Annotated in this window: 21 protein-coding genes; 9 read left to right on the top strand and 12 right to left on the bottom strand. The window is 59.8% G+C overall.

Features of this window, described 5'->3' with window-relative positions:
- The first annotated feature begins 50 nt into the window (after window positions 1-50).
- From PspTeo4_RS10420 to PspTeo4_RS10380, 9 genes are all read left to right on the top strand, one after another.
- On the top strand, window positions 51-1,409 hold the full coding sequence (locus tag PspTeo4_RS10420; RefSeq protein ID WP_322363650.1) for an MFS transporter: 1,359 nt from the start codon (window positions 51-53) through the stop codon (window positions 1,407-1,409).
- 92 nt (window positions 1,410-1,501) lie between these two features.
- Window positions 1,502-1,906 carry a DUF6632 domain-containing protein gene (locus PspTeo4_RS10415; protein ID WP_322363649.1) on the top strand — a complete coding sequence of 135 codons (405 nt, stop codon included), beginning with the start codon at window positions 1,502-1,504 and terminating at the stop codon, window positions 1,904-1,906.
- 382 nt (window positions 1,907-2,288) lie between these two features.
- A complete protein-coding gene (locus PspTeo4_RS10410; protein ID WP_322363648.1) occupies window positions 2,289-2,468 on the top strand; it encodes a hypothetical protein in 180 nt (59 codons plus the stop codon).
- 67 nt (window positions 2,469-2,535) lie between these two features.
- Window positions 2,536-3,090, top strand: coding sequence for an XRE family transcriptional regulator (locus PspTeo4_RS10405; RefSeq protein WP_322363647.1), 555 nt, complete (start codon window positions 2,536-2,538; stop codon window positions 3,088-3,090).
- 27 nt (window positions 3,091-3,117) lie between these two features.
- Window positions 3,118-4,464, top strand: coding sequence for a glutamine synthetase family protein (locus PspTeo4_RS10400; RefSeq protein WP_322363646.1), 1,347 nt, complete (start codon window positions 3,118-3,120; stop codon window positions 4,462-4,464).
- A gap of 84 nt (window positions 4,465-4,548) precedes the next feature.
- Complete coding sequence (locus PspTeo4_RS10395) at window positions 4,549-5,322, top strand: gamma-glutamyl-gamma-aminobutyrate hydrolase family protein (protein WP_322363645.1); 774 nt, start codon at window positions 4,549-4,551, stop codon at window positions 5,320-5,322.
- Between the two features lie 68 nt (window positions 5,323-5,390).
- On the top strand, window positions 5,391-6,749 hold the full coding sequence (locus PspTeo4_RS10390) for an aspartate aminotransferase family protein (protein WP_322363644.1): 1,359 nt from the start codon (window positions 5,391-5,393) through the stop codon (window positions 6,747-6,749).
- A 125-nt stretch (window positions 6,750-6,874) separates the two neighbouring features.
- Window positions 6,875-7,429 (top strand): XRE family transcriptional regulator, encoded by a 555-nt coding sequence (locus PspTeo4_RS10385; protein ID WP_322363643.1) that lies wholly within the window; start codon window positions 6,875-6,877, stop codon window positions 7,427-7,429.
- A 359-nt stretch (window positions 7,430-7,788) separates the two neighbouring features.
- Window positions 7,789-8,187, top strand: coding sequence for a GIY-YIG nuclease family protein (locus PspTeo4_RS10380; protein ID WP_322363642.1), 399 nt, complete (start codon window positions 7,789-7,791; stop codon window positions 8,185-8,187).
- A gap of 401 nt (window positions 8,188-8,588) precedes the next feature.
- Here the strand turns inward: PspTeo4_RS10380 and PspTeo4_RS10375 are convergent, their stop codons facing one another.
- From PspTeo4_RS10375 to PspTeo4_RS10320, 12 genes are all read right to left on the bottom strand, one after another.
- Window positions 8,589-9,851: a hypothetical protein gene (locus tag PspTeo4_RS10375; RefSeq protein WP_322363641.1), complete on the bottom strand. Its 1,263-nt coding sequence runs from the start codon at window positions 9,849-9,851 to the stop codon at window positions 8,589-8,591.
- 718 nt (window positions 9,852-10,569) lie between these two features.
- A complete protein-coding gene (locus PspTeo4_RS10370) occupies window positions 10,570-11,433 on the bottom strand; it encodes a hypothetical protein (protein ID WP_322363640.1) in 864 nt (287 codons plus the stop codon).
- Between the two features lie 202 nt (window positions 11,434-11,635).
- Entirely contained in the window at window positions 11,636-12,523 is an 888-nt protein-coding gene (locus PspTeo4_RS10365; RefSeq protein WP_322363639.1) for a LysR family transcriptional regulator, read from the bottom strand.
- Window positions 12,524-12,581: 58 nt separating this feature from the next.
- Window positions 12,582-13,082 carry a RidA family protein gene (locus PspTeo4_RS10360; protein WP_322363638.1) on the bottom strand — a complete coding sequence of 167 codons (501 nt, stop codon included), beginning with the start codon at window positions 13,080-13,082 and terminating at the stop codon, window positions 12,582-12,584.
- A 15-nt stretch (window positions 13,083-13,097) separates the two neighbouring features.
- The gene (locus tag PspTeo4_RS10355) at window positions 13,098-13,502 is read right to left on the bottom strand and encodes a cytochrome c (protein ID WP_322363637.1); all 405 of its coding nucleotides are present in this window, start codon (window positions 13,500-13,502) and stop codon (window positions 13,098-13,100) included.
- Window positions 13,499-15,028, bottom strand: a complete 1,530-nt coding sequence (locus PspTeo4_RS10350; RefSeq protein WP_416196949.1) for a flavin monoamine oxidase family protein — start codon at window positions 15,026-15,028, stop codon at window positions 13,499-13,501. Before PspTeo4_RS10350 ends, PspTeo4_RS10355 begins: the two co-directional genes overlap by 4 nt.
- 77 nt (window positions 15,029-15,105) lie before the next feature.
- A complete protein-coding gene (locus PspTeo4_RS10345; RefSeq protein ID WP_322363634.1) occupies window positions 15,106-16,437 on the bottom strand; it encodes an amidohydrolase in 1,332 nt (443 codons plus the stop codon).
- Between the two features lie 16 nt (window positions 16,438-16,453).
- The gene (locus PspTeo4_RS10340) at window positions 16,454-17,419 is read right to left on the bottom strand and encodes a glyoxylate/hydroxypyruvate reductase A (protein ID WP_322363633.1); all 966 of its coding nucleotides are present in this window, start codon (window positions 17,417-17,419) and stop codon (window positions 16,454-16,456) included.
- Window positions 17,416-18,171, bottom strand: coding sequence for a class II aldolase/adducin family protein (locus PspTeo4_RS10335; RefSeq protein ID WP_322363632.1), 756 nt, complete (start codon window positions 18,169-18,171; stop codon window positions 17,416-17,418). Before PspTeo4_RS10335 ends, PspTeo4_RS10340 begins: the two co-directional genes overlap by 4 nt.
- Before the next feature lie 93 nt (window positions 18,172-18,264).
- Window positions 18,265-19,581: an MFS transporter gene (locus PspTeo4_RS10330; RefSeq protein ID WP_322363631.1), complete on the bottom strand. Its 1,317-nt coding sequence runs from the start codon at window positions 19,579-19,581 to the stop codon at window positions 18,265-18,267.
- A gap of 45 nt (window positions 19,582-19,626) precedes the next feature.
- A complete protein-coding gene (locus PspTeo4_RS10325; RefSeq protein ID WP_322363629.1) occupies window positions 19,627-20,970 on the bottom strand; it encodes an OprD family outer membrane porin in 1,344 nt (447 codons plus the stop codon).
- Window positions 20,971-21,029: 59 nt separating this feature from the next.
- Complete coding sequence (locus tag PspTeo4_RS10320) at window positions 21,030-22,322, bottom strand: ArgE/DapE family deacylase (protein WP_322363628.1); 1,293 nt, start codon at window positions 22,320-22,322, stop codon at window positions 21,030-21,032.
- Window positions 22,323-22,430: the final 108 nt, after the last annotated feature.

Raw genomic sequence — 22,430 nt, 5'->3', positions numbered from 1 at the left:
ACCCGGTGCCGCCTGCCTCGGGCGGCACCCGCTGAACGAGAACAACAACAATGTATGCGGACCATTCCCACTCGGCGTCTTCCCGCTCCGCCTTCCGGACCTTCTGCGTCTCTGGCATGGGCACGGCGCTGGAGTTCTACGACTTCATCATCTACGGCACCGCCGCCGCGCTGGTGTTTCCTCAGGTGTTCTTCCCCCAGATGGACCACCTGACGGCCACCCTGGTGGCCTTCAGCGCCTTTGGCGCCGGCTTCTTCGCCCGGCCACTGGGCGGGCTGGTGTTCGGTCACTTCGGCGACCGTATCGGCCGGCAGAAAGTGCTGGTCGCGACCTTGCTGCTGATGGGCCTTAGCACCTTCCTCATCGGTTGCTTGCCAACCCACGCCAGTATCGGTGTGGCAGCGCCGATCCTGCTGGTGGTGCTGCGCCTGGTCCAGGGCTTCGCCGCGGGCGGGGAGTGGGGCGGTGCCGCGCTGTTCGGCATCGAATCCGCACCGCCGGGCAGGCGAGGGCTATGGGGTAGCTTCACGAGCATGGGCATTGGCGTTGGCGGCATCTTCGGTGCGGCGGTCTTCGCCATCGTCAGTGCCGCCTTCGACGACAACCTGGTGGACTTTGCTTGGCGCATCCCGTTCTGGCTCGGTGGCACCTTGGTGCTGGTCGGCCTGTACGCCCGCCTCAAATCGCCGACACCCGTTGCCATCCCAGCGGTCAAGCCGGTACGCGCGCCACTGGCCGAGGCCCTGCGCCAGCGCCCACGGCAGCTGCTGTTGTGCACCGGCATCGCCTTCGGCTACTGCACCATTGCCTACATTGGCAGCACGTTCTTCCTGACGTACGCCACCCAGGTGGGTTATGGCAGCACCGAGGCACTGATGTTCGACCTGACGTTGTCGATCGCTATCGTGTTTTCCGCACCTCTATTCGGCTACCTGTCCGACCGCCTGGGCCGGCGTATGGTTATGACGTTCGGCTCCGTGGTTATGGCTTTGGGGTTGTTTGCCTTCTTCGAGCTGGTCGGCATGAAGAGCTTTGGCATTGCGCTGTGCGCCTACAGCCTGACCGGCCTGCTGATGGGCGCGACCCAAGGGCCGATCCCAGCGTTTCTGGGCGAGCAGTTCCCACGCAGCATGCGCTACTCGGGGATCTCGGCCAGTTACCAGATCGGCGCGGCGTTGGGTGGGGGTACCGCATCGAGTATCGCCACGGCGATCCTTATCCTCACTGACCACAACCCGCTGGGTGTGGCGTTGTATGGAGCAGGGGCGCTTACATTAGTCGCAGTGTGCTCGTTGAAGCTACGTGAGACATCGCGGTTGAGCATGGCGGAAATCGATGAAGAACCTGATGGGGTTGCGGGTGGAGGTGAAGTTGCTACGGCGCTAATGGGCATTGGCGGCAAAAAATAGAAGTCGTTGCACATTGCGGTTTTCAGTGGATCCAGAAGGTATTATTACCACACTGGGGGCAACTTGGAGTTGGACCCAAAGAGGAGTCCGCCATGACCGAAGCCGATCGCCTCAGGTATTTGCGCGTTGTTCTAGTTTTAGCTGGCCTCGCGTGCCTTGCTCTCTACCCACTTATGTTGGCCTGGCCCTCCGGCTGGGCCTGGCACGCTGGTCACTCGGACTACCCGATGATGATCGTTGGCATCTACGCCACCCTTGGCGTGTTCTTGATGCTGGCCGCACCTGATCCATTGGCCAATCTGAGCCTGATCTGGTTTACCGCTTGGTCCAGCGCTGTACACGGAGGAGTCATGGCCGTCCAGGCGGTCACCCAGCCGGGGCAAATGGGGCATTTGGTGGGTGACGTGCCGGCGCTCTTGATCGTGGCGGTTGCTTTGGCCATCTTGACGCCCCGCTCGCAATCGGCCGATCGGGCGGGGACACACAATCGGGCCTAAGAGCAGGTTTGACTGTCAGGGTCGGGGCGGCCACCTGGATGTGGGGCCGCTCGCGGCCCATCGCCGGCAAGCCCGGCTCCCACAGTTACCGCACAAGCCTGGAGGCTGGAGACAGTTCTGTGGGCGCAACTGTCTTGCTCAGTTTCTAAAAAGCTGCGCGATCCCTGTGGGAGCGGGTTTACCCGCGAACACGGGCGTAGCCCGTGCCATCCTCCACGTTGCCTGCTTCGCGGGTAGACCCGCCTCCACAGAGTGGACTGCCCCCAAGAAGTTGGACACAAATTCAACCCTTGGGGGGATCTATGGGCAACTACACCGAGCAGTTCAAGCTCGCTGAACATGATCCTGGATCGCCGCCACTAATTCCGGCCCGTGCGGGGGCGTGTTCAACGGCTTTGGCAATACTGTCGGGATCTCCACGCTGATCATCGTCGGCTTGATTCTCCAGGCTACCGGCTCGTTTGAAATTGCACTGGTATTCGTGGCGGCCATGGCTGAGCAAACCTGCTCCAAGGCATCTCCACCTGCCGGTCACGGAGACAGAAAATCGCACCTGGCTTGACTCGTGAAATTTTTCATGTATTTTTTCATGAAAAATAAATCAAATAATTTCACGGCAGCCCTGAGCGATGAAGATGCACGAAGAGGTTGAAGCCCTCGCGATCCTTATTCACGATCTGCGCAAGTTCAAGCACCTGACGTTGGACGAGCTGGCTGAGCGCGCCGATCGATCGGTTGGCTATCTTTCCCAGGTCGAACAGGGTGTTTCGCGCCCAACCGTGGCGGACCTCACCGCCATCAGCGAAGCACTGGGCGTATCGACCGCCTACTTCTACAACCTGAGCAAGCCGCGCGCAGTCAGTTGGGTGACTCGCCCTCATGAGCGGCGCACGTTGTACTTCGGCTCGGGCATTACCGATGTGCTGGCGTCACCCACCATCGCCGGTGCCTTCTCCATGCTCGACAGCCGTCTTGAGCCGGGCGCGACCAGTGGTGATCAGTACCTGAGCGACCGTTCGGAGCAGGGCTGTTTCGTGCTCGAGGGCGAACTGACGGTGTGGCTGGACGACAGCGACGCCGTGACACTCCATGCCGACGACAGCTTCCAGCTGCAGCCCCACGCGCACTTGCGTTACGCCAACCTGACGGACAAGCCCTGCCGCGTGCTCTGGGTATTCAATTGAATTCGTTCACATCACAAGGATAAGAAGATGAGTCTCATCTTTCCGGATCTGTTGACTGAAGTGCGCTCTTTCCGCGCGAAACATCCAGAAGTACGTTATGTCGACCTGATTGCACTGGATATTCCCGGGCACTTCTATGGCAAGCGCTACCCGCTGGACATGCTTGAAAAAGTGGCCGCGGGGGCGCCGCTGAAGGTGCCTCAGAACTGTGTGTTGCTGGGCACCCAGGGTGGCCTCTACCCAATTGGTGACTATTGCTTCGCCGATGGCGACCCGGATGCGGCTCGGCGCCTGGTGCCCGGTACGTTGAAGCCGGTACGCTGGGAAAAGGAAGTGATCGCGCAGATGCTGATGACCTCGGATGGCACCGATAAGCCTATCGAGTTCGAACCCCGTGAAGTTTTGGCCCGTGTGGTGCAACGCCTGGCCAAGCGCGGTATCCGCCCGGTGGTGGCGTTCGAGCTTGAGTTCTACCTGTTCGATCGCAAGCTCAAGGACGGCCTGCCGCAGTTCCCACGCGACACTGCGACCGATGATGAAGATGACCAGCCGAACATGCATATCGAACGGCTGTCGCGATTCTCGTCCGTGCTGCATGAGATGGTCGATGTCGCCAATGAGCAGGGTGTACCGGCAAACGTCATCACGGCAGAACTGGGCCCGGGCCAATTCGAAATCAACTTCTCCCACAGTGACGATGCGCTGAGTGCGGCGGATTGGTCGGCGCTGTTCTGTCGCAGTACCCGCGGTGTGGCGATGAAACACGGCTACCGCGCAAGCTTCATGAGCAAGCCTTACCTCGACGCCCCGGGCAGCGGCATGCATGTGCATGTAAGCCTGTACGACGATGCCGGCAACAACATCCTGGCCGGCCGTGAGCAGCGCAACCTGCGCCATGCGGTGGCGGGCTGCCTGGATCTGCTGCCCCATTGCATGCCGATCTTCGCCCCCAACCACAATGCCTATCGCCGCTATGGCGCCATGGTCAATGCTGCCAGCGTTGCGAGCTGGGGCTTCGAAGACCGCGATGCGTGCATCCGCATTCCCGAGTCCGACTCACGCAACCTGCGTATCGAACACCGGCTCGCCGGCGCCGACGCCAACCCGTACCTGGTACTGGCTGCCATCCTGACCGGCATGGAGCATGGCCTGGAGCGCGGCATCGAACCCATCGCGCCGCTGAACGACAACCGCAAGAGTGGCATCGACTTCCCCAAGGACGCGCTGAGCGCCGTGGCCGCCATGCGCCACCACCCCGTGGTCAACGAGGGGCTGGGCAGTGAGTTCGTGATGGTCTACTGCGAAAACAAATACCAGGAGCAATTGGACTTTCTGAATGAAATCAATGCGCGCGAATATCGCTGGTTCTTGTAAGTTTTAATATTCAAGTAATTGCGCTGCACCCTCTACTCACAAAGTTTGAATATAACTCGCAATATTGATTTGCCGGAGGATGATATGCCACGTGTGCCAGTTATCGGCATCACTGCATGCACGAGCATGATTGAACTGCATGCAACCCAGACTATCAGCGAGAAGTATGCGCGCGCGGCGGCAAAGGCGGCGTGTGGTTTGCCTATCGTGATTCCCAGTCTCGCTGACTTGATGGATCCCGCCGACATAATTGACACGGTGGATGGGCTGATCTTTACCGGCTCGCCGTCGAATATAGAACCGTTCCATTACAACGGCCCGGCCAGTGCGCCGGGTACCCATCACGACCCCCTGCGTGATGCCACGACCTTGCCGCTGATGCGTGCGGCTATTGCTGCTGGTGTTCCGGTGCTCGGCATTTGCCGTGGGTTTCAGGAAATGAACGTGGCGCTGGGAGGGACCCTGCACCAGAAAGTTCACGAGACCGGTGCATTCATGGACCACCGTGAAGGCAAGGATGAACCCCTGGAAAAGCAATATGGCCCGCGCCACAAGATGCACATTCAGCCGGGCGGCATGATGGACCGCATGGGCTTGCCGCCGGTCATCGACGTCAATTCCATCCATGGCCAGGGCATCGATGTACTGGCGCCAGGGCTGAGGGTTGAAGCGCTGGCGCCGGACGGATTGGTAGAAGCGATTTCGGTGGAAGGCAGCAAGGGTTTTGCCCTGGCCGTGCAATGGCACCCGGAGTTTCAGGTACTTGAAAACCCACATTACCTGACGATCTTCCAGTCATTTGGAAAAGCCTGCCGGCAACGTTCGGTATTGCGCCAGCTGATGTTGAAGTCCGCCTGATTATTGGCCGTTTTTGAATAAAACAATATTCCCGCAGCCCGGCTGCGTATGTTGATGGAGAGAAGTCGATGAGTGAAAAGAATTCGCAGACGCTTGCCTGGCAAGCCATGAGCCGTGACCATCACCTGGCACCGTTCAGCGATGTCAAACAACTTGCCGAGAAAGGCCCGCGTATCATCACCTCGGCCAAGGGCGTGTACTTGTGGGACAGCGAAGGCAACAAGATCCTCGATGGCATGGCTGGCCTGTGGTGCGTGGCAGTTGGCTATGGCCGTGACGAGTTGGCCGAGGTGGCCAGCAAGCAGATGAAGGAACTGCCGTACTACAACCTGTTCTTCCAGACTGCCCACCCGCCAGCGCTGGAGTTGGCCAAGGCGATTGCCGACGTGGCCCCGCAAGGCATGAGCCATGTGTTCTTCACCGGCTCCGGCTCGGAAGGCAACGACACCGTGCTGCGCATGGTTCGCCATTACTGGGCGATCAAAGGCAAGAAGGACAAGAAGGTCATCATTGGCCGTATCAACGGCTACCACGGTTCCACCGTGGCGGGTGCGGGCCTGGGCGGCATGAGCGGCATGCACCAGCAAGGCGGTTTGATCCCGGATATCGTGCACATCCCGCAGCCGTACTGGTATGGCGAAGGTGGCGACATGACCGAAGCCGAATTCGGCGTGTGGGCCGCCGAACAGCTGGAGGCGAAGATCCTGCAGGTTGGCGTGGACAATGTCGCCGCCTTCATCGCCGAACCGATCCAGGGCGCGGGTGGGGTGATCATCCCGTCACAGACCTACTGGCCGAAGGTCAAGGAGATCCTGGCCAAGTACGACATCCTGTTCGTCGCTGACGAAGTGATCTGCGGCTTTGGCCGTACCGGCCAGTGGTTCGGTACCGACTACTACGACCTCAAGCCCGACCTGATGACCATCGCCAAGGGCCTCACCTCCGGCTACATCCCCATGGGCGGTGTGATCGTGCGTGACGAAGTGGCCAAAGTGCTTGGCGAAGGCGGTGACTTCAACCACGGCTTCACCTATTCCGGCCACCCGGTGGCGGCTGCTGTAGGCCTGGAAAACCTGCGCATCCTGCGCGATGAAAAAATCATCGAGCAGGTTCGCGAACAAACCGCACCCTACCTGCAAAAGCGTCTGCGCGAGCTGGCCGACCACCCGCTGGTGGGCGAAGTGCGCGGTTTGGGCATGCTGGGTGCCATCGAGCTGGTGAAAGACAAGGCCACACGGGCCCGTTACGAAGGCCTGGGTGTCGGCATGATCTGCCGTCAGCACTGCTTCGACAACGGCCTGATCATGCGCGCAGTGGGTGACACCATGATCATCGCGCCGCCGCTGGTCATCAGCATTGAAGAGATCGACGAACTGGTGGAAAAGGCCCGCAAGTGCCTGGACCTGACGTACCAGGCCATTCGTTGAGGATGTAGCCCACGGCAGGGGCAGCTCCCCCTGCCGTGGGTTTCGTGTGCTCAGACAGTCGCTACGGCCAATTGCCGTGCCGGGCTTTGCAGGGTATACGGTATTTTTTGTTTTAAGGTTGAAGCATGAAGGTTCACGAAGAAGTCGAAGAGCTGGCAGTGCTCATTCGCGATCTGCGCAAGTTCAAAGGTCTGACACTGGGCGAGCTGGCTCAACGCATTGGTCGCTCGGTTGGCTTTCTTTCCCAGGTCGAGCGGGGCGTGTCGCGCCCGACTGTGGCGGACTTGACGGCTATCAGCGAATCACTCGGTGTATCGACGGCGTATTTCTACAACCTGGACAAACCCCGTGGCCTTGATTGGGTAAGCCGTCCCAATGAGCGTCGTACCCTGCATCTGGGCGGTGGTATTACCGATGTGCTGGCATCACCTACGATTACGGGCGGTTTTGCCATGCTCGACAGCCACCTTGAACCAGGGGCCACCAGTGGCGAAGAGTACCTGGATGACAGTTCCGAGCAGGGCTGCTTCGTGCTTGAAGGCGAGCTGACCGTGTGGCTGGGTGATGGCGAGCCTGTGACGCTTTACGCCAGTGACAGTTTTCAGCTGCAATCCCACGCACGTTTTCGGTATGCCAATTTGACGGACAAGCCGACCCGTGTGCTTTGGGTATTTAATTGAGGGGGCAACCGGCCGGTGTGGCAATCGTAGCTGACGGCTATTGGTCAGTATCTGCCTTGTACCAACGGCAGTAATCGGCCGATAGCGGTCTGTCGCGAATGGCAGCTCCCGAGCCTTGGCCGCCCTTCGTGGAGGTCAGCTAACGACCAAAAGCAGCCTCTCGGCTTTCGTTGCTTTCGACCCAGATCGGGCATTGCCCAAACTTCTGGCACTGTGTCAAATTTTGCCTAAAATTATTTGCGATGAAAGCTCGAATCCGTGTATATATGCGTTTGGATAAAGGGTTCGCAACTGGCCGTTTGAGCCACTCCGAGCGTGCTCATTTAAAATTGTGTTGCTCACTTTAGGTGGCCGTATTAATGCCAGCTTTCGAAAAACTTCGGCAAGCAATTGAAGACGCTTCAAACGAGGCCGAAAATTTATTTTATTCGAATACAGAGCCTAAGGATCGCAAAACTTATTTCGAGAAAGGTAAGCTAGGGGACAATGGGAAAGGTGCGGTATATGCCTATTTCAGTGAAGACGGGAAAGCTCTCTACGTTGGGCAAGCCGGCCGACGTATTAAGCTAAGACAACATGACCAGACTTCGCCACATAAGAGCAAGCCTTGGTGGGGGGCTTGGGAAACTGTTCGCTTCATACAGGTCAGCAACGAAACCGATAGGATTGCTCTCGAGTACCTTCTTATTATCGCACTTAAGCCCCCGTACAACTCAAAGCCAGGGGCGCGAGAAATTCAGGCCATGTTCTCTAGTTAAGTAATTAGGCATGTTCGGAAACGTAGAATACCTCCCGTTCTCAATGGCGATTTCTGGTAAATTGCCGCGAATCGCGAATGATTGCTCCATGAATCGCTCCTAGTTTATTAGGCTCTTAATGTCCGTTTTTGGCCTTTCTGCACCAGTCCCGTCAGGGGGTGTTGGCCAAAAAAGGCCATTCAAAGATAGTTAAATATTTACTCGATAAATACCATCTATATTCTTGGTGTGGCGGCCTCTGCCTTTAACACTTTCTCGTGACTAAAGGGCTGCCGCCCTCAGTTGTGAGAACCTGGGTTAACCCAACGCGCGGCAGGATTCACTCACGGCTGCATTTCCTTAATTTCGACGCAAATAAAATAATAGGTGATAAATCCAAAATTTCGTATGATGGCTAGAAGCTACCTTGCCATAGGGTTGCTCTTTGGAGGAGCAAACACGCATTGCTGTTTCTGGCTTAATTTCAAAGGGGGATTTGTGAATACTCGGCCACAGTAGGTTTCTTTAAGGTAAAAAATTCGCTCCGATTGAGCGGGTGGGGCCAGAGTCATTTCAGAATTCGTTGTTGCAAAGCAATATTTGGAAAACTCAGCAATGTGGTTTTTATCGAGGCTTGCGTATTTGGCGGGGCAAAGCAGCAGGGTCTCGCCGAATTTGAACAAGGGGAAGGCTTGTATGGTGACATTTTTTTCTTTATTATTTATCTCTTTGACCTTCCAAGTTTCTTTGTCCAAGGTTTCTTTTGGATACTTTTTGCTAACAATATATTCGGATACTTGTGAGTTTCTTAGTTGCACCGCTGATGCAGCGGAGTAAGCTACCAGGCCAAATAAGGATGGCGACATTAAAAGAAATGCAAGGATCACGATGCAAACTGCTTTTAAAGTGTTGAAAACCTTTTTGGAAAGATCTCCTTCCGTGTTGTAGTAGGTAATTGTTGGGATGCAGATAAGTACCATCCAGGCAATAGAGATTCCCATGACCAGAAACTCTCCAGATTCCGTTGAGCCTTCAGGGTGAGACCAAGATATGAATGTTGTAGGATATATCCCCACCGCTACGGTACATAAGTAGATTATTGATGCGACCAAGATTGTCACCGCTATTCTGGCTTTGTACCAATTTTTTCCTTCTATTTTATTAAAGTAATTTGATCGCTGCGATTTTGTTGCTGCTACTATCAGCCATATACCTGATAGTCCAAGGAGCCATACCACCAAGAATGACCAAGCGAAATCGTCTGATTTAAGTTTATATGCGCCCAAGATCATGATTCCGAAGCCGCCAGCCATGAGAATAGCTAGTCGAGGTGTTAATCTGACTGCGTCTTTGGCTCGCAGGCTGAATAGCGATATCAGCCCAGTGAATACAATGGCTGGTGTGATGATGCAGAGTAATGAGGCGAGGAGAATGAGGGCCCCACAGACTAACCAAGCGAACAGAGCCGGGCTTACCGCAACGGATGGCATGAATAAATCAACCCGTTGGATCGTGTAAAGATAGACATATAGCGCGAGGATTGCTGCGCCTACAGCATAAAGGGAAATCGCACCGGCGATGACCTTCCAATACTTCGGTGCTTTCCGGAAAAACTTTCGCACCAATATTGTTGAATCAGAGGGCTGGTAAGGACTTTCTGGTAACTTGGATGCAGATTGGTTCAAGTAATTGTTCCTTCGGATAGATTATCTTGATAACCCGGAGCAGGGCGTCTTGAATGAGAGGGAGGGGGCGACTAGGCTCGTTTCTCTCGCCATGTAGTCGGCAGTTTGAGTGCGAGCTTTACGTTTCTGCGTAAGGGGTTGATATTTTAGCATCCCGAGAAAAGCAGAGGCTCATCTCGCTTTGGGGCTGTCCCCACTTAGCGGGCGCTATTACTAAATGGAGCCGTTTCGCAGATTCTGGCCTAGGAGTACTTCTGATTGGAAGGAGCATTTTTACCCATTCGCGATTCACCCTATGCCGCAGCTCGCCTAGAGCAGCTAGCCATTGACGGCGCGGGCATGGGGATGGCGTCAAGGCCCGATCCTATCGATGCACTATCACGTCGTTTCGCTAAGGCCCATTAATTATCGGGCGGCAGATTTCTGGGTGATTTCCGCCAAGGCTGGATGCAAAAAATCATGAATTTGGGTGTTGCGACATTGCACTCCACTCGACCATCAAGCTCATCATCATGATCGGTGGAGAGTCGCCCGTTGCCAGTGGTCAGAGACTGAGTCGATCCTTAGCCACTCTTCGCAGAGGGCGGCTAACGGCCAAAAATGGCCGTCGAGTTTTTAGGTAATTGGTTCCTGCTTTGCCGCGTGTTCCTCCATTTCGGAAGCAATTTGGTCCCAGGACGCATTCGGGTCGGGATCCAAAGCTTCTCGAGGACAGTGTTCACGTGGTGTCCTTGAGCGCTGCGTCGCGAAGTTTCTTTTGCGTAGCTATGTGTGCTTCCCACGTATTAGCAAGCTCCTCAGCTCTACGATATGTGCTGATTCGCCACCAGCCCTGGTACACGACCATCCGATAAAATCGCTTGTAGAGTGTCGCTCCGGTATGTTTCTTCGTATGAATAAGAGCCGCGATCATCGCTGCACTCTCACGATTTTTCAAAATTGCATTCCGATAGTAGGTATCCCAAAGGTGGCCTAAGGTGTTTGGGTGAAGAACCTGCGTGATATACCACTCATCGAATGATTGAAACCAGTATCGCTCCATGGCGCGAAGCTCATCGTAGGATTCACAATCGCCCTCGGGCAATTCTTGCTGGGTCCAGAAATGTATGGGCAATTTGGTGCTGAACGAGAGAAATTCGGCGCGGAGTTTCTGAAAGGCGTCGACCTGAACATTGAGTCTTGAAATTCGCGCCGTTCGCAACGACAGGTAAGCCGAGAATATTACAAGGCAAACAGTGAGCGCCTGGATCCATACCTGTGTGTCCGGAATCGACCCCAATGCTCGGGCGATACGCTGCAGCTTGGTGATGGGGGCTTCTGGTCCTTCTGACTGAGTTGCTTGGTTCTCAGCGTCTGCAGAGTCGGCATTTACAGAACAGTCCGCACCGGAGCCCGGGCAAGGAGAAAAGGTAACGGTCAACGGCGTGTCTGACGTCAGGGTCAAGCGCGTCACTTGCGCGGTTCTCTCAACCCTCTCTGCCGTTGGCTTGTCGGCCAGCGCGTTGGTGATGTCGACAAAGCATATAAAGACCACCCAGCAGAGGGTGAGCGTAAATCCATGCGATATGCGGAAGGTGCCCACAGACGACTCCTTATCACGCATTGAACATTCCGAGAGTAGATGATTATTGGGATCTCAGTGTTCAAACCGGTAAATACTGCCTTAGCGAAGGGCCAATCACGACGTTACCTCCACATCGTGATGACGGCACAGACGCTCAGTAGGTACTGGGGCACAGCGCCATGGAAGATGGCCCACACGGCTGGATACGTCGCAGACACCCTCAGAACCTGCGCAGCAGATAATCCCTCATCCGCGCGGCAATCCCACCCAGCACTGGCGTGCTGTAGTGCTCGTGGCTCCAGGCCGCGTAAAGATCGACGCCCAGATAGGTATTCGGGCTGCCCGGCGCATCGAGTATGTGCAGGTCGTAAGCGCCGTAGCGGGGCAGGTCGGTCACGATGCCAATGCCCCGGCCACTCACGGCCAGCGCCTGAATGGTGGCGGCTTGGCCGCACTCGATGATGGACTGGTAAGCGAGACCGGCACGGGCCACCGCCAAGTCCAGCTGTAGGCGGCTGACGCTTTGCCGGCCCGGCAAGATCAGTTCGTGTTGCACCAGTTCGTCTAGGGCGATGGTCTGGCGTTGCGCCCGTGCCCAGGGGTGATCGGGCGAAACGTAAGCGCGCAGGGGTGCCTGGCCCAGGTACAGGCTCGCCACGTCGCCTTCGATGGCGGTCGGGCTGACGACCATGTCGATGCCGTCGTGCAGCAGGTGCAGCATGTTGAAGTGTGGCGCCTCGACGGTGAGGAGCAGCGGGTCGCTGTCGGGCAGGGTGGTGATGAACGGGGCGATGAGTTCGTTGATGGTGGCCGCCGTGGCGGAAATGTACAGGCGCTTGATGCGCCCGTCCTTCCAACTGCTGGCGGCCGCCTTGACCGAGCGAGCATTGCTCAGCAACTGACGGGCCAGCGGCACCAGCTCGCGTCCGGCGGGGGTCAGGCTCAGGCGGTTGCGCTGGTGATCGAACAGCTTCAGGTCCAGCTCTTGCTCCAGTGTCTGCAACTGACGGCTGAGAGCCGGCTGGGCCAGAAACAGGCTTTGCGCAGCGGCGGTGACGGTACCCAGGTCGACCACCGCAAGAAAACATTCGATTCGTCTTATATTCATGGTGGCAGCATATCCCAAGGCGGCCTGGGCATGCAGCTGCCCAAGCCGCCGTCGCCGATCAGCGCCGTGCCGCGCTGATTTCGATCTCTACCAGGAAACCCGGGTTGGCCAGGCCGGCGACCTGCACCACCGAGCGCGTTGGCAGCAGCGGTTGCGAGGCGTTGCCAAAGAAACGCTGGTACCCGCGCATGAAACCGGCGAAGTCCATGCGCCCGTTCAGTGCCGGGTCGCCCACCAGAAACACCTGCATGCGCACGATATCACCCATGCCAAGGCCGAGCTTTTCCAGTGACTGGCGCAACTGCTCCAGAGTATCCACGGTCTGGCGTTCGGTGTCGCCGTATGCGGCGATGCTGTCGCGTGGGTTTTCCGGCGCGGTCACCCGTGGTACGGCACCGCTGAAGTTGACCAAGGTCGTGGACGCTGGGATCTCGATGGCCAACGCCACCGGGAAATCGCTGCCGGGAATGGGGTGGCGCAGCACCTCGGCGCTGGCAGCACCGGCCATGACCAGGCCAAGCCCGGCCGAGAGTACAGGGGGAACGTATTTGGATGTCATAGGTAGTCCTTGGTGTCAGCGGCCGAGCGTGGCGCGTACTTCAGCAGCGCTGACCGGGGTGTCGAAGGCATTGCCGTTATGGGTGCGGATGTAGCTCACCACCGCGGCAATCTGTTCATCGTCCAGGCGGCTGGCGAAGGCGGGCATACCGCCCTGGCCCTTGCCGACCATGAAGATTGCGTAAGCCGAGGCGGCAAGCTTCGGGTTCTGCGCCAGTGCCGGGTAGTGTCCGGCGCCTTGTGCGCCCTGGCCATGGTCCATGTGGCAGCCCTGGCAGATCGCCTGGAACAGGGCCTGGCCGTCGCGTTCGTCGAAGGTTTGCCCAGGACGCGACACCGGGGCGTCGGCGGCACTGGCGTTGGCAGTTACCCCGATGAGCAGCGCAGCCAGGCTCAGGCCGTTTAGCAGTGTTGTCTTCATACCCGCACCTGCCTGCCCAGCGCATGGGTGTGTAGCCGGGTAATGGCGTTCTGCGCTGAGAGAATCGCACCTTCCTGCCAGGCCGGCAGTTGCGAGGCGTGCTCGCCAGCCAGCACCACGCGACCATCGATGGCGCAGAGGTTGTCGTAGTGCTGTGCACGTGTTTCTTCGGTCCACACGCCAAAGCAGCCCAGGCTGGTCGGCACCCGATGCCAACCCACGGCGATACCGCTGTCGAAGCACTCGCGGTATTGCGGATGCAACTGGTTGCCGTATTCCAAAGCCTTGGCGATTCGTTGCTCGGGGCTCATGGCGGTAAACTCGAACGCGTTGTTGTTCTCGAACATGTAGCCCCCCAGCAGCACCCCTTTGCCGTCGCTGCCGAAGTCGCAGTTCGGATAGCCGATTTGGCCGATCGGTGTGTCTGTGTAGCTGATACCGCCGTAGATGTGTTCGTCCTGTTCCCAGAAGCGGCGCTTGAATTGCAGGCCGACTTTCACCGACGCGCCGTAGGGCACGGCGCGCACCGCTGCCTGCATCGGCGCGGCGAAATCGCACGGGATCTGGCTGAGAATCGACAAGGGCAGGGTGCACACACACCAGTCGGCTTTTTCCTGGAGTGTCTGGCCGTTGCCGAGATCGTCGTAGGTCACCGTGACGCCGTTGGCGTCTTGCTGTAGGCGGGTGACCTTGGCGTTGAGACGGATCAGGCCTTGCAACTGCCCGGCAAATGCCGAGGCGATGGCATCCATGCCGCCGGCCGGCTGAAAGATGCTGCTCTGGAACTCGTACAGCTGGCCGACCATCAGGTATAGCCAGAGCCCGGAGTGCAGCAGTTGATCCCGTTCCATAGGGGACGAGAACTGGGCGGCAGGCATCAGACCGCCGCCGGCATCCACGGCAAAGCCTCGGCGCATGCTGCTGTCCAGCGAGGTGCGGTACCCCATGTCCTTGCCCAGCCCGGCCCAGGTGCGCAGGCTTTCCAGCAGTTTTTCGCGGTCTTCGCGGGTAACCGCCTGGTCCAGCGAGCCCTGGTTGACCGACTTGCCCAACAATTCGGCCACATGACCCTGGTAGTCGGCCTGTACTGCCCGGTAGCGCTGCGGCTTGCCACCGAACGCCGAGCTGCTGTGCAACAGGGCGTTGTAGTTGGTCTGGATGAACGGCTCCAGCGGCACCTTGAACTGGCGGCAGTAATCGAGAATGGCGTAGTGGTGATACGGAATGCGCCACGGCCCTGGGTTGAAATACTGGCCTTTGTCGAAGGTGCAGTGTTGTGTGGCGCCGCCCAACTCGGTGAAGCGATCGCCACCGCGCAGCGTCCAGCAACGTCCGCCCGCCTTGGGGCTGTACTCCAGCACCCGCACCTTGTAGCCGGCCTTGCGCAGCTCGAAGGCTGCGGTCATGCCGGCCAGGCCCGCGCCCAGCACCACCACGCTGGCGCCCTTGGGTGCGGCATCCAGGGTGAAGCCGCCGCGCCCGGGCGACTCGCCGGCAAAGCTCAAGGCCGACATGGCCTGGTACATCGCGGCTGCGCCCGCCGTGTTGCCGATCCAGCGCAGCAAGGTGCGGCGGGTGACCGGGTTGGGGTTGATCAGGTTGCTCATCCGGCTTTGCTCGCAAGGGCGGGGTAGTTGAGGACGAACTCGACATGGGCGCGCACGCCCGTGCTGAAGGTGCTTTCGTCAACCGTAAAAAATGGGCTGTGGTTGATCGGCGCCTTGGCCATGTCCGTACCCGGCGTAGTCGCCCCCAACAGCACGAACAGGCTGGGGACGCGGTTGGCGTAATGGGCGAAGTCTTCGCTGGCGGCGAACGACTGTGGCAGCAGGGCCGCCTTGCCATCCGATGCCCGTTGCAGCGCCGGAATCATTGCTTTGGTCAGCTTCGGTGCGTTCATCAGCACCGGGGCATACTCGGACAACTGCACCTTGGCCTGGACGCCGTTGGCGGATGCCAGGTGTTCGACCATGCCTGGCAAGTCGTCGAGTAGGGTCTTGCGAATGCCGTCGTCGCTGGTGCGAATGGTGCCCAGCATATTCAGGCTGTCGGGGATGACATTGGGCGCGATGCCGGCGTGCAGGCTGCCGATGGACACCACACCCATGCCCTGGCTCAAGTCGGCGCGGCGGCTGACCAGGGTCTGCAAGCCGTTGATGATCTGTGCCCCGGCCACGACCGGGTCGTGGCCTTTCCACGGCATCGAGCCATGGGCCTGGGTACCCTGCAGGTCAATGCGCAGGCCGTCGGCGCTGTTCATCAGCGCGCCGGGGCGGTAGCGAAGCTCGCCACTGGGAATACCCGCGACCACATGCAGGCCGAACATCACCTGCACCTTGGGATTGTCCAGCACGCCTTCGGCGATCATCTTGCGCGCACCCACCTCGGCGCCTTGGGTGAAGTTGTCGAGGTCGGCAGCGCCTTCCTCGGCAGGCTGAAACACGAACACCACGGTACCGGCAATGTCCTGGCGATGCTCGGCAAGCAGCCGCGCAGCGCCCAGCAGCATGGCGGTGTGGGTGTCGTGGCCGCAGGCATGCATCACTGGCGATGGCTTGCCCTGGTAGTCGGCGGTGACGGTACTGGCGAACGGCAAGCCGGTGTTTTCCGCCACTGGCAGCGCGTCCATGTCGGCGCGCAGGGCCATGACAGGCCCCGGTTTACCGCCTTTCAAAATGCCCACCACGCCTGTACGGGCGACACCGGTACGCACCTCGATACCGTGCTGGCGCAGGTAGTCGGCCACCCGTTTGGCCGTGGCGAACTCCTGGTTGCCCAGTTCCGGGTACTGGTGGAACTGCCGACGCAGTTGCACCACTTCGTCCTGCACCTTGAGCGCAGCGTCCTTGACCCAGGCATCCTGCTCGGCCGCACTGGCGGCACTACCGCCAGCGACCAGCAGGGCGCCGACGAACAGCTTCTTCATGGTTTTCATGGAACGTTTCCTCTGTTCAGTAGCCGCGTTGTGCCGAAACCTGACGCGCAGACGGTGGGCTGCCGGCGACCACTTGGGCGAAGTTCTCAAGGGTCTGCGTGGCGATGGTTGCAAACGAAGTGCGGGTGGCGATGTGCGGGGTGATGCTGATGCGCGGGTGACGCCACAGCGGGCTGTCGGCCGGTAGCGGCTCGACGCTGAAGGCATCCAGAGTCGCCGCTCCCAGGTGGCCGCTGTCCAGGGCTTGCAACAGGTCGGCCTCGACCAGGTGGTCGCCACGCCCGACGTTGATCACATGGGCGCCCTGGGGCAGCCGGGCGAAAGTATCGCGGCCAAGAAAGCCTCGCGTCTGTTCGGTCAGCGGCAGCAGGCAAACCAAGGTCTGGCAGCCTGCCAGGAAATCGTCGAGGCGGTCGGCACCCACGAACTGTTCGACCCCTGGCACCGGGTCATCCTTGGCGGACCGGCTCCAGCCACGCACCTGATAACCCAACGCGACCAGCACACGGGCGCAGGCTTGGCCGAGGGTGCCATAGCCGGCGATGCCAACCCGGTGCAACTGTGGCGGCGTGACTTGCGGTTCGCGCCAGTGCGCTTGTGCCTGTGCTTCGAGAAACGCCGGCAGGTCACGCTGACGGTGGATCACCGCCCAACTGACATACGCAGACATGCCCGCCGCCATGTGCGGGTCGAGAATGCGGAACAGCGGCAGCGCGTCAGGCAGCTGTGGGTCGGCCAGAATGTGCTCGATACCCGCCCCCACCGACTGGATGCAGCGCAGGTTGGGCAAGCTGGCGAGTTCACCGGCTGGCGGGAACCAGCAAACAGCAACTTCGATGTCCTCCCGTCTGCCCAGGTCGTCCCCCCAGCGCACCTCAAGCGTCGGGTACAGGCGTTTGAATACACTGGCGAGCGGCACCATGTCGGCGCAGTCGCTGAGAAACGCGATGGCCCGAGGCCGCGGGTTCAAGGCGGCGCTCACAGTTTGTAGTCCGGTGCAATGCGTTCGAGCTGGCGCAGCAGCGCGTGCCAGGCCAACTGGATGCCGTCAGGGTTGCCCAGCTCGCCTTCGACCCGTGCCCGGCCTGGGTCATTGAGCTGTCGGTAGGCGTGTTCGCAGATCTCGGCAGGCGGCAGCACCAGCTCGGTACCGGTTTGGGCGCTGAGCTGGATCTCGCAGGCTTTCTCCAGGTAGAACATGCGGATGAACGCCTGGGCGACGCTGGCCCCCACCGACAGCAAACCGTGGTTGCGCAGAATCATCACATCGTTGTTGCCAAGGTCCGCCACCAGCCGCTGCTGCTCGTCCATGTTCAGTGCCACACCTTCATAGGTGTGGTAGGCGACCTTGCCGTACACGCTCAGCGACATCTGGTTCAGCGGCAGCAGGCCCTGGGCTTGGGCGGCCACCGCGCAGCCGGCGCGGGTGTGGGTGTGCAGCACGCACTGGGCGTCTTCACGGGCGCGGTGGATGGCGCTGTGGATCACGAAGCCTGCCGGGTTGACCAGGTGTTCGGTGGGCTCCACGGGGTTGCCGTGCAAATTGATCTTCACCAGGTTGCTGGCGGTGATTTCTTCGAACAGCAGGCCGTAGGGGTTGATCAGAAAGTGATGCTCGGGGCCGGGCAGGCGCACCGAGATGTGGGTGAAGATCAGGTCGGTCATGCGGTAGTGCGCGACCAGGCGGTAGCAGGCAGCGAGTTGCTCGCGCAAATGGCGTTCGGTTGCGTGCATATCGGGCTCCTTGAAGGCGAGCGGGGGCCGCAGTTCGGTCGAACCGCTCGTGAGTCGGATGAAAAGGGCGGGGCGCCGGGAGCGCCCGCAGCGTCAGTGCGAGGTGTTACGGGTGATGCGCATGGCGATGCAGGCGCCCACCAGTGAGATGAAGGCGATCATCGCCAGCAGCAGTGCCGGGCCCCACGACTTGCCGTCCGACAGCATCAGGAACCAGGTCGCCAGGGCTGGCATGAAGCCTGCGATCATTCCCGAGAAGTTCGCCGACAGGCCCAGGCCGGTGTAGCGCAGGTGCTCAGGGAACAGTCCGTTGAGCAGGGTGCCGATGGGGGCGTAGGGAATGGTCGCCAGGCCCAGGCCAAGCACCATCGCCATGCAGATCAAAAGCGGCTCGCGGGTGTCCACCAGCCAGAACGTCGGGAACGCCAGCACCAAGGTCACCAGGTAGCCGATCACCACCGTCTTGCCCGAACCTATGCGGTCGGCCAGGCGGCCTGCGAACAGCAGGGTCACCATCTGCATCAGCGCACCCAGGGTGAGGGCTTGCAGAATGACCTTGTTCGGCATGCCGAGGGTCTTGGTCACGTAGCTGATCATGAATGCGGTGATCAGGAAGAATCCGGCATTGCAATACAGGAACGAGGCGATGCCCAGCACCAGGCGCCCCGGTACCTGGCGGAACACTTCCAGCACCGGCATGGCCTCGGTCCGATTCTCGTTCGCCAGTTGACGGAAGGCTGGGGTTTCCTCGACTTTCCAGCGCAGCCACAGGGCGACGCCGACCAGCACGATGGACACCAGGAACGGCACGCGCCAGGCCCATTCGAGGAAGGCATCGCCCGGCAGCGAGGCGGCCAGCGCCACGGCGCCGGACGACAACAGGGTGCCGGTCGGCGAGCCCAGCTGGACGATGGAGGCATACAGGCTGCGCTGGCGCGGCGGCGCATACTCAATGGCTAGCAACGTCGCTCCACCCCATTCACCCCCGGCGGCCACGCCTTGCACGGCACGCAACAGGGTCAGCAAGATGGGTGCGACGATGCCGGCGCTGGCATAGGTGGGCAACGCACCAATCAGGGTGGTGGCGATACCCATCATCATCACCGTAATCACCAGCGCCGCACGGCGCCCGTAACGGTCGCCGATGTGGCCGAAAATCATCGCCCCCAGCGGGCGTGCGGCAAAGCCGACACCAAAGCTCAGGAACGCACCCAGCACAGACAGCGAAGACACTTCGGCGGGGAAGAACAGCGGGGCGAAGACAATCGCCGCCACCGTGCCGAACAGGAAGAAGTCGTACCATTCCAGCGCCGTGCCGACATAGGCGGCCATCACGATCTTGCGGGTCTGGGCAGGGTCCAGGTTCGAAGGCGCCGCATCCACGGCGTTTTCTGCGGTAATGCTTTTCATGGTGTCACCTTGCAAGGCGGTAAAGGGCTGTAGCTGCGCTAGGCCTCAGAGAATTTTGAATGGCTTGTTGAAGATCAGGCGAAACTCTTCGAGGTTGCCTTCGATCTGCCGATCGCTGGCACGGTGCCAGGCATTTCCGGTCAGCACGCTGGCACCCTTGAGCGACCCGCTCTGGAAGACGTAGCTGACGAAGGTGCCCACCTCGTAGTGGCTTTCGCCGTCCTGCCTCAGCACCGAGCCGTACGCCGCGTTGCGCCCACCATCGTAATGACTGCCATCGATACCCCAGCCCTTGATGTACCAGAGTATGGTCTTGAAGCCAGGGAAACCGTAAGCGGCGAAGTCGTTCACGTAGTTGATCTGGAACGAGCGCTCGTTAGGCCCGTTGTAATACGACAGCATGGTGTTGGGCAGGTTGATGGCGTTGGACTCGGCCACGTAGTCGAAGTACTCGTCACCGACGATTTGCTGCACGCCGAACTTCAGCGAGTGGTTGAGCCAGGTCTGGGTCAGGCTCAGGCCATAGGCTTGCTGGTCGATCTTGCCTGCCAGTTCGCGACCGCTGGAGCGGGTGTTGTAGAAATCGACCTGCACTTCGCTGGCGCTTTGCGGGCTCCATATGTGCTTGTGCGTCAGCCCCAGGTACTCGCGGTCCCAGATGTCCTCGAAGCGTGAACCGTACAGGCTGACCTTGCTGCCTTGGGCGTAGCTGTAGTCGCCGCCGAGGTAGGCCACCCAGTCGCTGTTGACCTGGCGCGAGACGAACGACAACCCGAGGTCCTGGCTGCCTGCGCCGGTGCGGGGTGTGGCGCGGTCGAAGTAACCGGCTTTGAGCGTCAGGTTGTCGATGTCTTGGCTTTCCAGCGACCAGCCGTCGAACGAAGCCGGCAGGGTTCGGGTATCGGAGTAGCCCATCACCGGTGTGCGCACCTGGTGCCGCCCGACTTTCATCACGGTGTCGGCGACTTTGAACTTGGCCGCCGCCACGCCGACCTTGCTCCAGTCGTCGACCACGTTGCCGTCCTTGTCTACCAGCAGGCGGTTGCTGCCACCTGCAGTCGCCAAGCGGCTGCGTTCCAGCGCTACCGCGCCGTACAGTGAAAGGTCCAGGCCGAAACCGACCGGGCCTTGGCTGAAGCCCGATACATAGTCGAGCTTGGCACCCTGCAGCCAGGCGGTGCGGTCACGTACCGCGCGCTTGCCTTCGTGGGTGGTGGCCTGGAAGCGGGTGTCTTTGCGGCCGATTTCGTGGGAGTACCATTGGCGGGTGTTCAGGGTCAGCGAGCTGTCTTCAAGAAAGCCGGCGGCCTGACTCGCCAGTGGCGCGAGGGTAAAAAAGGCCGCTAACGAGCCGGCCGTGCAATGGAGCAAAGCGTGTCTGCTGTGCATCGGAATGCGCCTGTTTAGTTTTTGTTTTGGCAGGGTTGAAGCGAAAAAGGGGTGAAGCTTTATTGTTCTGTGGCTTGCAGACCGCACCAGCGGGCCATGAACACGGCCAGGACCTTGGCCACGTCGAGCATGCTGTCGATCGATACCCACTCGTCGATGCCGTGGATGGAGCCGCCCACCGGCCCGTAGCAGGTCGCCGGAATACCGCCGTAGAGGTTGAAGAAGCGCGCGTCGGTGGCGCCTTCAAAGGTCACATGGGGGATGGCCTCGCCGATCACATCGGCATAGGTACTTTGCAACGAGCGGATCACCGGCTGGTTCAAGTCCACTTCGCAGCCCTGGGCGTGGAACCCGCCATAACTGACCTGATACTGCTGCGCGCCGTGGGCGGGGTGCGCATCGAACACCTGTGCCAGGCGTGCCTCGACCTCGGCCTTGGCCTGTTCGACGGTCTTGTCCGGGTAGATGCCGATACGAATATCCAGACGGCACATGGAAGGCACCGATGACGTCCACTCGCCGCCGTGAATCTGGCCAAGGTTGAAATTGACCGGTTTTGGATGGTGGTGGTAGCAGTGATGCTTGTTCGCTGGGGCATTCCACTCGTCTTCCAGGGCCTTCAGGCCGCGGAACAAGTCCAGGGCGAAGTCCACCGCGCTGCTGCCCTGGCTGGAGAGGGCCGCATGTGCCGGGCGCCCGCTGACTTCCAGCGTCAGCCACAGCACGCCCATCTGGCAGGTCATCAGGCCGGCGGTGGGCTCTGTGATGATCGCCGCATCGGCCGTGTGCCCGGCCACCAGGCAGGCGAGGGCGCCGTTACCGGTGCATTCTTCCTCGATGACTGACTGCAGAATCACCTTCGCCGCGGGCGTCAGGCCCAGTTCGCGCAGTGCCTTGAACGCGATGATGTAGCTGGCGATGCCGGCCTTCATGTCGGAAGAACCACGGCCGTACAGGCGGTCGCCCTCGACCCAGGGCTCGAACGGCGGACGGGTCCACAGGCGCTCATCACCCACAGGCACCACGTCGATGTGCCCGTTGAAAATGACCGAGCGGCCCGAGGCCCGGGCGGGTGTGTGGGTGCCGATGACATTGATGCGGCCGTCGTAGGAAATCAGCGATGGCGAGTACCCAGGGTGCTCACGAATGAGTGCCTCATCGATTGCCAACTGCTCCACCGACAGCCCCAGTTCCTCGGCAAACACCTCACTGACCAGCGCCTGGGCGGCGTCTTCCTCGCCCAGCAGCGAAGGCCGCGCCACCAATTCCGCCAGCAGCTCGACGGCTCGCCCGCGAAGGCTTTCCACGCTGTCGATGATCGCCTGCTCGGTTGCTGTGATCCGCGTCGTCATTCCGGTTCCACCTTACGATCTTGTTCGAAGTGGAAGCGAGACTATCGAGTCGCGAACGATGCCGTCTAATGCTGAAAATATTCAAATACCATGCTGAAAAAGCATGCT

The sequence above is a fragment of the Pseudomonas sp. Teo4 genome, from assembly GCF_034387475.1.
Classification (GTDB): Bacteria; Pseudomonadota; Gammaproteobacteria; order Pseudomonadales; family Pseudomonadaceae; genus Aquipseudomonas.
This window is presented reverse-complemented; position numbering and strand designations above follow the sequence as displayed.

What these genes read in the sequence shown, in the direction of transcription:
- PspTeo4_RS10420 (WP_322363650.1), top strand. Translation starts at nt 51, where the DNA reads ATGTATGCGGACCATTCCCACTCGGCGTCTTCCCGCTCCGCCTTCCGG.
- PspTeo4_RS10415 (WP_322363649.1), top strand. Translation starts at nt 1,502, where the DNA reads ATGACCGAAGCCGATCGCCTCAGGTATTTGCGCGTTGTTCTAGTTTTA.
- PspTeo4_RS10405 (WP_322363647.1), top strand. Translation starts at nt 2,536, where the DNA reads ATGAAGATGCACGAAGAGGTTGAAGCCCTCGCGATCCTTATTCACGAT.
- PspTeo4_RS10400 (WP_322363646.1), top strand. Translation starts at nt 3,118, where the DNA reads ATGAGTCTCATCTTTCCGGATCTGTTGACTGAAGTGCGCTCTTTCCGC.
- PspTeo4_RS10395 (WP_322363645.1), top strand. Translation starts at nt 4,549, where the DNA reads ATGCCACGTGTGCCAGTTATCGGCATCACTGCATGCACGAGCATGATT.
- PspTeo4_RS10390 (WP_322363644.1), top strand. Translation starts at nt 5,391, where the DNA reads ATGAGTGAAAAGAATTCGCAGACGCTTGCCTGGCAAGCCATGAGCCGT.
- PspTeo4_RS10385 (WP_322363643.1), top strand. Translation starts at nt 6,875, where the DNA reads ATGAAGGTTCACGAAGAAGTCGAAGAGCTGGCAGTGCTCATTCGCGAT.
- PspTeo4_RS10380 (WP_322363642.1), top strand. Translation starts at nt 7,789, where the DNA reads ATGCCAGCTTTCGAAAAACTTCGGCAAGCAATTGAAGACGCTTCAAAC.
- PspTeo4_RS10365 (WP_322363639.1), bottom strand. Translation starts at nt 12,523, where the DNA reads ATGAATATAAGACGAATCGAATGTTTTCTTGCGGTGGTCGACCTGGGT.
- PspTeo4_RS10360 (WP_322363638.1), bottom strand. Translation starts at nt 13,082, where the DNA reads ATGACATCCAAATACGTTCCCCCTGTACTCTCGGCCGGGCTTGGCCTG.
- PspTeo4_RS10355 (WP_322363637.1), bottom strand. Translation starts at nt 13,502, where the DNA reads ATGAAGACAACACTGCTAAACGGCCTGAGCCTGGCTGCGCTGCTCATC.
- PspTeo4_RS10350 (WP_416196949.1), bottom strand. Translation starts at nt 15,028, where the DNA reads ATGTACCAGGCCATGTCGGCCTTGAGCTTTGCCGGCGAGTCGCCCGGG.
- PspTeo4_RS10345 (WP_322363634.1), bottom strand. Translation starts at nt 16,437, where the DNA reads ATGAAAACCATGAAGAAGCTGTTCGTCGGCGCCCTGCTGGTCGCTGGC.
- PspTeo4_RS10335 (WP_322363632.1), bottom strand. Translation starts at nt 18,171, where the DNA reads ATGCACGCAACCGAACGCCATTTGCGCGAGCAACTCGCTGCCTGCTAC.
- PspTeo4_RS10330 (WP_322363631.1), bottom strand. Translation starts at nt 19,581, where the DNA reads ATGAAAAGCATTACCGCAGAAAACGCCGTGGATGCGGCGCCTTCGAAC.
- PspTeo4_RS10325 (WP_322363629.1), bottom strand. Translation starts at nt 20,970, where the DNA reads ATGCACAGCAGACACGCTTTGCTCCATTGCACGGCCGGCTCGTTAGCG.
- PspTeo4_RS10320 (WP_322363628.1), bottom strand. Translation starts at nt 22,322, where the DNA reads ATGACGACGCGGATCACAGCAACCGAGCAGGCGATCATCGACAGCGTG.